A 13,377-nucleotide genomic window follows, 5' to 3' on the forward strand; every position below is an offset into this window, starting at 1 on the left:
GTCCGACGGAAACGGCTGAAAAAGAAGAAGGAGCCCCTTTTTTGGGGCTCCTTCTCCAGAGGTTTGTCCGTTCAGGACTATTCCATTTCTTTTTCGTACGGCAGGTTCGACGAAACGGTCTGCGAGTACGGAATGTGCTGCGGAATGAAGTCTTCGGGCGCACCGGGCTTGCTGTAGTCGTAGGGCCAGCGGTACACGGCGGGAATGGCGCCGGGCCAGTTACCGTGGCCGGGCTCCACCGGCGTCGTCCACTCCAGGGTCGTCGAGTTCCAGGGGTTTTCCGTAGCGCGGCGGCCGCGGAAGATACTGTACACGAAGTTGAAGAGGAAGATGAACTGCGCGAAGAACGCCATGATGGCGGCAATCGAGATGAACGTGTTCAGGTCCCCGAACTGGTTGAACGACTCATAAGCCGTGTAAGCGTAGTAGCGGCGGGGGAAGCCGGCAATACCCACGTAGTGCATCGGCAGGAACACCAAGTAAGCAGCCAGGATGGTCAGCCAGAAGTGCACGTAGCCGAGCTTCTCGTCCATCATGCGGCCGAACATCTTGGGGAACCAGTGGTATACCCCGGCGAACATGCCAAAGAAGGCGGACGAACCCATTACCAAGTGGAAGTGAGCTACCACGAAGTAGGTGTTGTGCATCTGAATGTCCAGCGCCGCGTTGCCCAGGATGATACCCGTCAGACCGCCCGACACGAACAGCGACACGAAGCCGATAGCAAACAGCATGGCGGCGGTGAAGCGGATGTTACCGCGCCAGAGCGTGGCCAGCCAGTTGAAGGTCTTCACGGCCGAAGGCACAGCAATAATCAGCGTCAGGAACATAAACACCGACCCGAGGAAGGGGTTCATGCCGGTTACGAACATGTGGTGAGCCCACACAACGAACGAGAGCAGCGAAATACCGATCAGCGAGCCAATCATGGCGCGGTAGCCGAAGATGGGCTTGCGGGCATTCGTGGCCAGTACTTCGGACACGATACCCATGGCGGGCATGATTACGATGTACACCTCGGGGTGACCCAGGAACCAGAACAGGTGCTGGAACAGGATGGGCGAACCACCCACGTGGTTCAGCGCCTCACCACCGATGTAGATGTCGGACAGGAAGAACGAGGTGCCGAACGAACGGTCGAAGATCAGCAGCAGCGCCGCCGAGAACAGTACCGGGAAGGAGAGCAGACCCAGGATGGCCGTCAGGAAGAACGACCAGATGGTCAGCGGCAGCTTGGCCATCGACATGCCGGCCGTGCGCAGGTTGATGATGGTGGTGATGTAGTTCACCCCACCCAACAGCTGCGACACAATGAACAGCGCCATCGATACCAGCCACAGCGTCTGGCCGGCGCCCGAGCCGGGAATGGCCTGGGGCAGGGCCGACAGCGGCGGGTAAATTGTCCAGCCAGCGGATGCGGGGCCGGTTTCGAGGAACAGCGAGATAAACATGATAACGCCGGCCACGAAGAAGAACCAGAACGAGAGCATGTTCATAAAGCCCGAAGCCATGTCACGGGCCCCCACCTGCAGCGGAATCAGGAAGTTCGAGAACGTGCCCGACAGACCTGCCGTCAGTACGAAGAACACCATGATGGTGCCGTGCATGGTCACCAGGGCGAGGTAGAATTCGGGATTGAGCTTACCGCCTTCCACCCAGCGGCCCAGCAGCGGCTCCAGCCAGGTCAGCTGCGCCTCGGGCCAGCCGAGTTGAATGCGGAACAGCGTCGAAAGCGTGGCACCGATGAATGCCCAGACAATGCCCGAAATCAGGAACTGCTTGGCAATCCACTTGTGGTCTTGGCTGAAGACGTACTTGAACAGCCAATGCTGGTCGTGGTGGTCGTGCTCGTCGTGGTGGTCACCGGCGGCGTGGTGTTGCACGTGCGGCGCTTCCTGCGCGTGGGCCCCGCCCGTCGGAATATTAGTTGCAGCCATCAGAAAAGCGTGCGTTAGGTTACGTTAGAGGGCGGCCTGAGCCTTTTCCGTCGCAGCAGGCGCAGCCGTGGTAGCGGCGGGCACCTCTTCAATCACCGGCGTCTTCTTGTTCTTGAAGGCCGCCAGTACGTCGGGGTTCTGTTCAGCAAACGACTTCTGCTGGGCGTACCAAGCTACGTAGTCGTCCGGTTCTTCCACGATGATGGTCGACTTCATAGCGAAGTGACCACGGCCGCAGATCTGGTTACAGGCAATTTCGTAGTTGAAGTTCGGGTTGCCCGTCTGCGCCCGCATTTCGTCGGTCGTCTTGGTCGGGATAAACCAGAACTTGGTCGGCATGCCCGGCACGGCGTACATCTGCACCCGGAAGTGGGGCGAGTACACCGCGTGCAGCACGTCGCGCGAACGAATGTGCAGCAGCACCGGCACGCCTTTCGGTACGTGCACCTCACCGGCGGTGAAGTCGTCGAGGCTACGCTGATCGTTCAGGTTGAAACCGAATTCGTTGGTCGCGTCGATCAGGCGGTAGTTGATCGGGCCCAGCTTACCGTCGCGGCCGGGGTAGCGCACGAGGAAGTTGAACTGCTTGCCCATGATTTCGAGCTCGACCGAGTTGGCCGGGGCCGGACCCATGATGTTGGTCCACTCCTTCCAGCCGCCGAACACCAGACCTGCCATTACGATGGCCGGAATAACCGTCCAGATAACTTCGATCTTGTTGTTGTGCGAGTAAAAGAAGGCGCGGCGGCCTTCGCGGTACTGGTACTTGTACGAGTACACGAACAGGGCCACTTGCGTCAACACGAACACGATGCCAATGATGATCATCGTAATCCAGAACATGCGCTCCGTGTGGAGACCATGCACCGACGCAATCGGCGGGTTCATTTTGTCGAAGTTGGCGATGAAGGAGTAGGCGAAAGCCGCCATACCGACCACCATGAATACCAACATCAAGATGGCATTTACCCGGTTGCTGAGGCCAATTTGGCGCACGTAGCTACCCGAGAAAATGGAAGTGAGAATCTGGAGCCGGAACAGGAGGCCGAAAACGACCAGCAGAAGCACCAGCGCCAGCAGGATACCGAGAGCAATCATTAGTTGTACGTTGTGAAAGTCAGTCGTCCGAACAGCGCGAAGCTTACGTGGTGTGATGCACGCTTTCCTCCACGAAGGGGTGATTTACCGGTACCAGCGAAGCTTGCGACAGGCGCTTGGTCATCAGCAGCAGGAAGCCGCCGAGGAACACGAGGCCCGTGCCAATCTCGATGATAAACCCGCTGTCGCCCTGAAGCGTTCCGGGCATGATCATCATGTAGAAGTCCAACCAGTGGCCGATCAGCACCGCCGTCGCCACAATCTTGAGCATGATCATCTGACGCTTGGCGTCGCGGGTCATCAGCACCAGGAAGGGGAAGGCGAAGTTGATGATCAGGTTGAAGAAGAACAGCCAGGTGTACTTGCCATCAAAACCGCCGAGGCGCTGGTTGAAGTACACAGCTTCTTCCGGCAGGTTGGCGTACCAAATCAGCATGAATTGCGAGAACCATACGTAGGTCCAGAAGATGCTGAAGCCGAACATCAGCTTGCCCAGATCGTGCAGGTGGTTGGCGTTCAGGAAGCGCAGGTAACCGGCTTGCTTCAGGTAGATGGCCGTCAGCAGGATGCCGGCAATGCCCGATACCCACCACGAAGCGAAGACGTACCAGCCGAACATGGTCGAGAACCAGTGCGTGTCAATCGACATCACCCAGTCCCAGGCCGACATCGACGACGACACGGCGTAGAGCACCAGGAACATGGCCGATACGTTGATGCTCTTGTCCCAGAAACCGGTACCACCGATCTGGTCTTCCTGCAGCGACAGGTCGCGCAGGCGCTTGGAGAAGAACCACCAGATGGCGATGAAAATCACCATGCGGGCTACGTAGAAGCCCAGGTTCAGGAAGCCGGCTTTACCGGCGATGATAGCGTCGTAGTTCGGCGAGGCCGGATCCATGATGCCTTCGGTACGCCAGTGAAACAGGTTGTGGCCGCTGGCGAAGAAGACAATCAGCATGATAACGCCACCGGGCAGAATCCAGGCGCTGAAGGCTTCGGCAATGCGGCGGACCATGATGGACCAGCCGGCGTAGGCTACCGTGTGAATAGCGACGAACACCGTGCCGACGGCCGAGATGCCGAGGAAGAACACGTTGCTCTGCCAGAGCGAAGCAAACAGGCGGCGCAGCCAGATGGGGGCATGCTCCCCACCGTGGGCCGAAGCCCCGGCGCCGTGCTCAGCGGCGGCTCCGTGGGCCGCGCCGGCTACTTCGTGGTGACCCGCGCCCCAACCCATGGCCGAGGCAATCAGACCGATGGCCATCAATACGACCCCGGCGACGATGAACAGGATGAACCGACGACGAGCCGAAGCGGACAGCTCCAGGAACTCCGCCGAAATCGGCTCATGATGATGATGCGTTGCTGCCATAATTACTGAGCCGAGCCGTTACGAGCCTGGTCGCCCTGGCCCGGGGTTTCCGAAGCCTTGTCGGCTTGCGCCTGACCGAGCGGAGCGGTGTTTTCAGGATTGGTTTTCTCCGAAGGTTGGAGGTCCGATTGTGCCAGTTCACTCACGCCATCGGGGCCTTTGCCCTTCTGCAACACGCGAACGTACATGGCAATCTTCCACCGCTCCTCGGGGTTGACCTGCGAGCCGTGCGGCATCATGCGGCCTTTGCCCCACTGGATGACGTGGTAGATGTGACCATCGTTCATGGTGGCGTAAGCCCCCGTGGCGTAGTTCGGAACGCCTTTGAACTTCACCCCTACCGGGCCCTGACCGTCGCCCTGCTCACCGTGGCAGTGCTGGCAGTTACGGGTGTAGAGGACTTTGCCTTCTTCAAGGTTGGCCTTGGTGTAGCGCAGCGGATTGCGAAGCACGCGCTCCGCAATACCCACGCTGTCCTTGCCGACGTGCGAGAAGTAGTTGAGCTTACCGCGGGGCACCGTGCCCACCGCCGGGGTGCGCTCGTTGATACCCATCGGGTTCACCGTGTTGGCATCAACTTGGCGCAGCGGGTCGTACGGGAGCGACTCGTACATCTGCGGCGCGTATTCCAGACCGGGGTTGTTGGCGTCGTTGCAGGCCGTAGTCAGCACCGAAGCAAACAGAATGGCCGAAGCCTGGACGCCGTATTTAAAGGAGTGCGTCATTATTCTTTGGTCATTTCTTTCTCGTTCACTTCGGAAGCCCCGTTGGCACGCAGCAGCTGGGTCAGGTTGCCCAGATCGGAATCTTCCTTGAGCTCGATGGCCATGACAAACTTGTCGTCGGTCGAGCGCACATCCATCACCGGCACTTTCATCCGGGGATAGAGGCCGCTGATGGTGTAGAAGGTAATCACCATGCCGTGGCAGCAGAAGAGTACCGTCAGCTCGAAGGACACCGGAATGAACGCGGGCAGACCAATGTGGGGCTTGCCACCGATAATCATCGGCCAGTCAAACCCCAGCATGTAAATCTGCATCCACAGCGCAAACGACAGGCCGCACATGCCATAGAAGAAGGCGGCAATCGGCAGACGGGAGCGTTCGATACCCAGCGCGTCGTCGATGCCGTGCACCGGGTAGGGCGAGAAAACGTCGTAGATTTTTACGCCGGCAGCACGGACGTTCTCAATGGCGTGCAGGAGCACGTCTTCGTCCTCGAAGATGCCGAGCGCGTAACGCTTAGTCATGCTTGTTGTAGTTTACGGGGGCGGAGGCAGGAGCGCCGGTGGGGCGGTAGGCCGACTGTTGGGCGCCCGTGTTGGGGCCACCGTAGGTCGGACCGTTGTCCACACCGTATTTCAGGATCGATTTTACTTCGGCCATGTTAATCACGGGGAAGAACTTGGCGAAGAGCAGGAACAGGGTGAAGAACAGACCCAGCGTACCCACGTAGATGCCGATGTCGATGATGGAGGGCGAGAACATAGCCCAGCTCGACGGCAGGTAGTCGCGGTGCAGCGACGTTACGATGATTACGAAGCGTTCGAACCACATCCCGATGTTCACGATGATCGACAGAATGAAGGTCATCGGAATGCTGTAGCGCACGCGGCGGATCCACACCAGCTGGGGCGAAATCACGTTGCAGGTCATCATCGACCAGTAAGCCCACCAGTAGGGTCCCGTGGCGCGGTTGATGAAGGCGTACTGTTCAAACTCCACCTGCGAGTACCAGGCGATAAAGAACTCCGTGATGTAGGCCACACCCACGATGGAGCCCGTAATCATCATGATTTTGTTCATCAGCGCGATGTGCTCGAGCGTGATGTAATCTTCCAGCTTGAATACCACGCGGGTGATGAGCATCAGCGTGAGTACCATGGCGAAGCCGGAGAAGATAGCGCCGGCCACGAAGTAGGGCGGGAAGATGGTCGTGTGCCAGCCCGGTACCACCGAGGTAGCAAAGTCCATCGATACGATGGTGTGTACCGACAGTACCAGCGGCGTCGAAACACCAGCCAGAATCAGCGACACCGTTTCGTAGCGCGACCAGTGCTTGGCACCGCCCTTCCAGCCGAAGCTCAGCAGGGCGTAGGCGCGGCGGGCGATGGGGCCCTTGGCACGGTCACGAATGGTAGCAAAGTCGGGCACCAGACCGGTGTACCAGAACACCAGCGACACCGAGAAGTAGGTCGAAATAGCGAATACGTCCCAGAGCAGCGGCGAATTGAAGTTCACCCACAGCGAGCCGAACGTGTTTTGCAGCGGCAGCACCCAGAATGCGAGCCAGGGGCGGCCCATGTGCAGTACCGGGAACATGGCCGCGCAGATTACGGCGAAGATGGTCATGGCTTCGGCCGCGCGGTTGATGGAGGTCCGCCACTTCTGGCGGAACAGCAGCAGTACGGCCGAAATCAGAGTACCGGCGTGGCCGATACCGACCCACCACACGAAGTTGGTGATGTCCCAGGCCCAGTCAACGGTTTTGTTCAGACCCCATTCCCCGATGCCGTACCACAGCGTGCGGTATACCGAGTAGAGGAATACACCAAGGAAAAACAGGGCGACGCTCAAGGCGGCCATCCAGCGGATGTTCGGCTTGGCCTCCACCTGGCGGCACACGTCCTCGGTGACGTCGTGGTACGTCTTCCCGCTGGTTACGAGCGGTATGCGTACAGGCGAAACGTGCTGCATATTGGTTGGTTAATTGGTTCGTGTTGACTTAGGCGTTGTGGGGCTCGGCCTTTTTCTCGGCTTTCTCCACCTCAGGCGCGAAAAACTCGCTGGTGGCGCTGTTACGGATCTTGGTCAGGTACGTAACGTTGGGCTGCGTATTCACGGCATCGAGGACTTTGAAGCCCCGCTCGCCGTCTTCGCGGCGCCAGATCTGGGCTACGCGCGAGTTCGGGTCTTTCAGGTCGCCGAACACGATGGCCTGCGTCGGGCAAGACTGGGCGCAGGCGGTTACCACCTCGCCGTCGACCGGGCGACGCTTCTGCTTTTTGGCTTCGAGCTTGCCGAGCTGAATGCGCTGCACGCACATCGAACACTTCTCGATAACGCCGCGGGCGCGCACCATCACGTCGGGGTTCAGCACCATGCGGCCCAGGTCGGTGAACATATGGCCGTTCACGCTTTCGAACTTCTCGTTGGAGTAGTACGAGAACCAGTTGAAGCGACGCACTTTGTACGGGCAGTTGTTGGCGCAGTAGCGGGTGCCCACGCAGCGGTTGTAGGTCATCTGGTTCAGACCTTCGGTGCTGTGGGTGGTAGCCAGTACCGGGCACACCGTTTCGCAGGGGGCGTGGTTGCAGTGCTGGCACATCATCGGCTGGAAGATAACCTGCGGGTTGTCCGAGGGGTCTTCCATCAGGGCGTAAGTCGACAGCTTGCCCTTGTCCTCAAAGGAGTCTTTGTGGGTTTCCGAGCTGTAGTAGCGGTCGATACGCATCCAGTGCATCTCGCGGCGGTTGATAACCTCCTGCTTGCCGACCACCGGAATGTTGTTTTCCACCTGGCACCCTACCACGCACGAGCCGCAGCCAATGCACGAGTTCAGGTCGATGGCCATGGCCCAGTGGTGGTTCTTGTACTCGTAGTCCTGCCACAGCGAAACCTTGCTGGGTTTCTCCAGGCCTTCCGGCGTGGCAATCTTGTCGTACTCGGTTACCTCCTTGGGGTTCTTAATGTACTGCTCCAGCGTTGCGACCTGCACCACCGGCTTGCGGTCCATGATGGTGTGGTGGGTCTGCGTCTGGGCCAGCGGCTCGCGCGAACCGGTGGCTTCAATCGTCGCCGTAGCAACGTAGTTCAGAGCGTTGTCGGCCAGCGACACCAGCGGGAAGGCGTTGGCGCCTACTTTGTCGGCCACCATGCCCGCTTTGGTGCGGCCGTAGCCGAGGGCAATGCCGATGGTGCCCTGCGCCTGACCCGGCTGGATCAGCACCGGCAACTCCACCGATTTGCCGTTGGCGGTTACTTTCACCACGTCGCCCTGCTCCCAGCCTTTCTCTTTGGCCATGGCGCGCGGCACCGTCACGTAGTTGCCCCAGGTAGCTTTCGATACCGGGTCGGGCAGTTCCTGCAGCCAGGGGTTGTTGGCTTCCGAACCGTCGCCGAGGCCTACTTTCTCGTAGATGGCCAGCTCGATACCGCCGGTTTTGGCCGTCGGAGCCGTAGCCTGACCAGCCGGGGCCAACTGCGCGGCCGGAGCCGGCAGCAGCGTACCCGTAGCTACACCGTCGTGCACGGCCTTGTCCCAACCGGCCTGGAAGTTACCGCCCAGGATACCGCGCCAGTTGTTGCGCAGGTAGTTGTAGTAGGTGTTGGGGTTGCCGGCCCAGGTCAGCAGGCTTTCCTGCGCCTGACGAGTCTTGAACAGCGGCGTGATTACCGGCTGCGAGAGGCTCAGCGAGCCACGCTTGGGTTCGTAGTCGTTCCACGACTCCATCCAGTGGTGGTCGGGGCACTGGTACTGGCAGAGCGCGCCGGTTTCGTCGGCCGTGTGGTTGAACGAAATCGACACCAGGCCTTTGTTGGCCAGCGCTGCGGCGACTTTGTCACCCATCGGGTGGTCGTACACCGGGTTGGCGTGGTAGAAGATAACGGCGCCGTAGTTGCCGATACCATTCACGAAGTTGGCCATGCGCTGGTCGTCGCCCTGACGCACGTACGAGGGAGCGGCGGCGTTGATGGCGGCCGTGCCCAGCGAAGCGTTGATGGCGGCTACCAGAGCCTGTACGTTGGCGTCGTTCGAGCCCGAAACCACCAGACCGCCGTTGCCGGCCGCTTTCAGTTCCGAGGCAGCCAGGTACAGCGCGTTGGCCATGATATCCTTTTTCGGATCGGCCGGCTTGGCGGGCATGGTGCCGCTCACCACTGCGTTGTACAGCTGCTGGGCGATGGTGCCCATCTGCGAGGGTTTAACCGCGGCGCGTACGTCGGCGTTGGAACCCGTCAGCGACATGTTCGTCTCGAACTGGATGTGGCGCGACATGCTGCGCTTCTCCGACGAAACCTTGCGGTTCACGATGTACTGCGCGGCGTACTCTACCGGCGAAATCCAGGTGCCGAGGAAGTCGGCACCCAGGCTCACGATAACCGAAGCCTTGCTGAAGTCGTAACCCGGCACTACACCACCATTGGCGCGCAGCAGGGCCGACACCGAGTTGGCGTCGTACTGCACGTGCTCCACGCCCGCAAAGCGGCCCGCGAAGTCGGCAATGGCGCGCTTGGTGCTCGGGCTGATAATCGTGTGCGACACGATGGCAATGCGGCCGGCCGAAGCCAGACGCGTGCGGATTTCCTGGTCGACTTTATCCTTGTCAGCCGCCTTGCCGTTGATGGCAAACGACTGCAGGCGGGCGCCGTCGTAGAGGCTCAGCACCGAGGCTTGGGCGCGGGCCGAAAGACCACCGCGCGTAACCGGTGACTCGGGGTTGCCTTCGAGCTTGATCGGACGGCCTTCGCGCGTCTTCACCAGCACGCTGTTGTAGTCCTGACCGGTGAAGTAGGTCGAGGCGTAGAAGTTGGCAATACCCGGATCAACCTCTTCGGGCTTGTTCAGGTACGGAATGGCTTTGCGCACCGGCGCCTCGCAGCTGGCCAGCGTAGCAGCAGCCAGGCCGAAGCCCATCAGCTTGAGGAAGTCGCGGCGCGGAGCTACCGTATCGTCCGACGAGGGACGGCTCTCCTTCATGGGGATGCCGAACTCGCTCAGGGCGTTATGCAGAAACTCCGGCGAGTTTTCGAGCTCCTCGATTCCCTTCCAGTACTTAGGCGACTCTTGCATGTGTGTATGGGTACTTAGGGACTGCGCGGTGACGTATAAGCGGCCGTCACAGGGCCCAAGTTTTTCTCTGTTTCGACGTGAAAGCGGAACGGGAGGCGCCGAGCTAGGCCAGCGCCTCCTGAGTTCCAATCAACCTATTAGTAGTGGCACTTCGAGCATTCGGTGCCGCCGTTCGACGACACGGTGAACGGAGCGCCGGCGTTAGCCTCGTTGTGCAGCTTCACCAGGTTGTCGTAGTAGCCGTTGCCCTTGGTGTTGAGCGGCGTCTCGCGGTGGCAGTTGATGCACCAGCCCATGGTCAGGGCCGAGTACTGGTACACCACGTCCATGTTCTGGATCGGACCGTGGCAGGTCTGGCATTCGATGCCACCAACTTGCGTGTGCTGCGAGTGGTTGAAGTAAGCCAGGTCCGGCAGGTTGTGGATACGCACCCACTGGATCGGCTGCTGCCGCTGAATAGCGCGGTAGATTTTCTTGATTTCCGGCGAGGTCGTCTTGATCTGCGAGTGGCAGTTCATACAGATGTTAGCCGACGGAATGTTAGCCGACTTGCTCTTGTACACCGAGGTGTGGCAGTAGGCGCAGTTGATCTGGTGCTCCCCGGCGTGCAGCTTGTGCGAGAAGGCAATGGGCTGCGCGGGCTGGTAGCCCTGGGTCAGGCCCACGGCCATAATGCCCTGGATGGATTCGTAAAGGACAACCAGCACGAACAGCGTGCCCACGATGCCTTTGAACCAGCCCGACTTGAGGACACCCATCCAGTCGGTTTTCTGGTCCAGAATTTCCACGTCGCGGCCGTCGAGGTCCTTGCGGCCCCGCAGCACGTCCTTCATGATGTTGGCGATGATAACCAGCGTTACCACCAGCACAATTAGCACCACAATAAGGACGATGAGCACCACGTTGACGTACTTGCCGGAAGCGGCGTCGTCACCAGTAGTCGGTGCTTGGCCATCAACGGCAGGCGTGCCGCCGTCAGTCTTTGCAGTAGCACCGCCGCCCTTGCCTTCCTCCGACTTCACGTAAGCCACGATGGAGGTGATTTCGGCGTCGCTCAGCGCGAAGCTGGGCATCTGCTGCTTCTGGTACTCGTTGAAGATTTTCACCGCGTACTCGTCGCCGCTGGCTACCATCTTGCTGGAGTTCTTCACCCATTTGATGATCCAGGGCAGCGGGCGGCGCTTGTCGATGCCGGACAGGGCCGGACCAACGACCACGTCGTTGACGGCGTGGCACTGGGCGCAGTTGCCTTTAAACAGGGCGTCACCGGCGGCTATGGCCTCGGCGCTGCCAGCTCCGGCGGCGCTGCCAGCGGCTGCCGCGGGGGCAGCAGCGGCCGTGGCCCCGGGCGTCACACCTTCTTTGCTCACCGTGGCGGCATCCTGCGCGGCCACTTGGCCGACGGCAGTAAACGTCAGGAACAGAGCAAGAAGCCAGTGTGAAAAAGAGCGTAGTCGGTAGCTACTCATTGCAAAACGTGCTGGAAAAACGTAAAAGCAGCGTGCTTTAGGGCCACAAATGTAGCCTAGGAACGCCAGAGAACAAACCAGGCTGGCTAATTTTCGGCCTATTCCATCTACTTAGAACGATTCTAAAAAAACCTATTATACACCTTATTATAATAACAAATGCTGCTGCGTGCAGGCGGAACCAACTCCGAAACATCCAACTGCTCATCAATTCTCCGGCTTGCTTTCGTCATGCTCCTCCCTACGCGAAGCGCAGATTGCGGGTTGAAAGTCAATTGCTTGCCAAACCAGTTCAGGGAAATATTTCTTGGCAACCGGTCGGTCGAATTGGTAAAAGCCTTACCTTTGCCGGCTCATTCATCGTCTCACTTACTTTTTCTCTGTTCCGCAATGGCTAACAGAAACTATGAGACCGTCTTCGTACTGACGCCCGTCCTCAACGACGCGCAGGTTCAAGAGACGATCGAGAAGTTCACGCAGGTGCTTAAGGAAAATGGCGCCGACCTCCTGAATACGGAAAACTGGGGCTTGCGCAAGCTGGCCTACCCGATTCAGAAAAAATCGACCGGGTACTACTACCTGGTAGAATTCACCGCTCCGGCTGGCGCAATCGACGTGCTGGAACTGGCTTACCGCCGCGACGAGCGGGTAATCCGCTTCCTGACCACGGTGCTCGACAAGCACGCCGTGGCTTACAACGAGCGTCGCCGCAAGGGCGAACTGAACTCGCAGAAAGCAAAGCAAACCGAAGCCGTAGCCCAGTAACCGATGAGCCTCGCTAACGAACGCATCCACAAGCAGGAGCAGCGCACCAAGTACTGCCGCTTCAAGAAAGCTGGCATCCGCTACGTCGACTACAAAAACCCGGACTTCCTGCTGAAGTTCGTGAACGAGCAGGGCCGCATTCTGCCCCGCCGCATCACGGGCACCAGCCTGAAATTCCAGCGCAAAGTGGCTCAGGCCGTGGCAAAAGCCCGTCACCTGGCCCTGATGCCCTACGTGGCTGACCAGCTGAAATAGTCCATTACCCTTAACGACGACTCCGCAAGATGGAAGTTATCCTGAAAGACGACGTAAAAGGCCTGGGCTATAAGAACGACGTCGTAACGGTAAAGCCCGGCTACGGCCGCAATTACCTGTTGCCCCAGGGTCTGGCCGTAGTAGCCGACAAGACCAACAAGAAAATCGTAGCTGAAAACGTACGCCAGGCGTCGCACAAGGCTGACAAGATCAAAGGTGACGCGCAAGGCCTGGCCGACCGCATCGGTGACCTGAGCATCGACATCCCCGCCAAGGTGGGTGATTCGGGCAAGATCTTCGGCCGCGTGACCACGCTGCAGATTGCCGAAGCGCTGAAAGCCAAAGGCTTCGACGTAGACCGCAAGCGCATCAGCCTTGACTCGGACCCCTCGAGCGTAGGCGAGTACACTGCCAGCATCGACCTGCACCGCGAGGTGAAGCACAAAATCCGCGTAAACGTGGTTGCTGAGTAATCAGCGGCTATTTGTACGCCTTCGAAAAGCCCTGCCTTCCCCGGCAGGGCTTTTTTTGTCTTATAAGCCTTAGCTTGCGTAGGCGGAAGCGCGTACGCTGCTTTATCTGCAACCCGCCCCGGCGGTGCCGCTGGCCCTTGGCCGCGTCGGCGCCGCATTTGGCCTTCCGCCTGCCGTTGCGTAGGTTGGCTGCCGGGTTGCCGCCGCCAGGA

11 protein-coding genes are annotated in these 13,377 nt (G+C 59.5%); 3 read left to right on the forward strand and 8 right to left on the reverse strand.

Going from position 1 to position 13,377, the window contains the following annotated elements; all coding sequences use genetic code 11:
- Nucleotides 1-77: 77 nt before the first annotated feature.
- From DLM85_RS17090 to DLM85_RS17125, 8 genes are all read right to left on the reverse strand, one after another.
- Nucleotides 78-1,937 carry a cytochrome c oxidase subunit I gene (locus DLM85_RS17090; protein WP_111479333.1) on the reverse strand — a complete coding sequence of 620 codons (1,860 nt, stop codon included), beginning with the start codon at nucleotides 1,935-1,937 and terminating at the stop codon, nucleotides 78-80.
- 24 nt (nucleotides 1,938-1,961) lie between these two features.
- Nucleotides 1,962-3,035 (reverse strand): cytochrome c oxidase subunit II, encoded by a 1,074-nt coding sequence (locus tag DLM85_RS17095; protein ID WP_111479334.1) that lies wholly within the window; start codon nucleotides 3,033-3,035, stop codon nucleotides 1,962-1,964.
- Between the two features lie 43 nt (nucleotides 3,036-3,078).
- Entirely contained in the window at nucleotides 3,079-4,410 is a 1,332-nt protein-coding gene (locus DLM85_RS17100; RefSeq protein WP_243636007.1) for a quinol:cytochrome C oxidoreductase, read from the reverse strand.
- A 2-nt stretch (nucleotides 4,411-4,412) separates the two neighbouring features.
- The gene (locus DLM85_RS17105) at nucleotides 4,413-5,135 is read right to left on the reverse strand and encodes a c-type cytochrome (RefSeq protein ID WP_111479335.1); all 723 of its coding nucleotides are present in this window, start codon (nucleotides 5,133-5,135) and stop codon (nucleotides 4,413-4,415) included.
- A complete protein-coding gene (locus DLM85_RS17110; protein WP_111479336.1) occupies nucleotides 5,135-5,659 on the reverse strand; it encodes a DUF3341 domain-containing protein in 525 nt (174 codons plus the stop codon). Before DLM85_RS17110 ends, DLM85_RS17105 begins: the two co-directional genes overlap by 1 nt.
- On the reverse strand, nucleotides 5,652-7,106 hold the full coding sequence (gene nrfD / locus DLM85_RS17115) for an NrfD/PsrC family molybdoenzyme membrane anchor subunit (protein ID WP_243636009.1): 1,455 nt from the start codon (nucleotides 7,104-7,106) through the stop codon (nucleotides 5,652-5,654). The genes DLM85_RS17110 and nrfD overlap by 8 nt, the downstream gene beginning before the upstream one ends.
- A 28-nt stretch (nucleotides 7,107-7,134) precedes the next feature.
- A complete protein-coding gene (locus tag DLM85_RS17120; protein WP_111479337.1) occupies nucleotides 7,135-10,203 on the reverse strand; it encodes a TAT-variant-translocated molybdopterin oxidoreductase in 3,069 nt (1,022 codons plus the stop codon).
- A gap of 137 nt (nucleotides 10,204-10,340) precedes the next feature.
- Complete coding sequence (locus DLM85_RS17125; protein WP_243636011.1) at nucleotides 10,341-11,597, reverse strand: cytochrome c3 family protein; 1,257 nt, start codon at nucleotides 11,595-11,597, stop codon at nucleotides 10,341-10,343.
- 465 nt (nucleotides 11,598-12,062) lie between these two features.
- On the opposite strand from DLM85_RS17125, the gene rpsF reads away from it, so the two are divergent.
- From rpsF to rplI, 3 genes are read left to right on the forward strand one after another with little or no spacing between them, the layout of a single operon-like run.
- Nucleotides 12,063-12,437, forward strand: coding sequence for a 30S ribosomal protein S6 (gene rpsF / locus DLM85_RS17130; RefSeq protein ID WP_078012241.1), 375 nt, complete (start codon nucleotides 12,063-12,065; stop codon nucleotides 12,435-12,437).
- A gap of 3 nt (nucleotides 12,438-12,440) precedes the next feature.
- Entirely contained in the window at nucleotides 12,441-12,692 is a 252-nt protein-coding gene (gene rpsR, locus DLM85_RS17135) for a 30S ribosomal protein S18 (RefSeq protein ID WP_078012240.1), read from the forward strand.
- A gap of 29 nt (nucleotides 12,693-12,721) precedes the next feature.
- A complete protein-coding gene (gene rplI, locus DLM85_RS17140; RefSeq protein ID WP_111479339.1) occupies nucleotides 12,722-13,165 on the forward strand; it encodes a 50S ribosomal protein L9 in 444 nt (147 codons plus the stop codon).
- Nucleotides 13,166-13,377 lie beyond the last annotated feature (212 nt).

Origin of the sequence: Hymenobacter edaphi (assembly GCF_003258365.1) — a bacterium.
Taxonomy (GTDB): Bacteria; Bacteroidota; Bacteroidia; order Cytophagales; family Hymenobacteraceae; genus Solirubrum; species Solirubrum edaphi.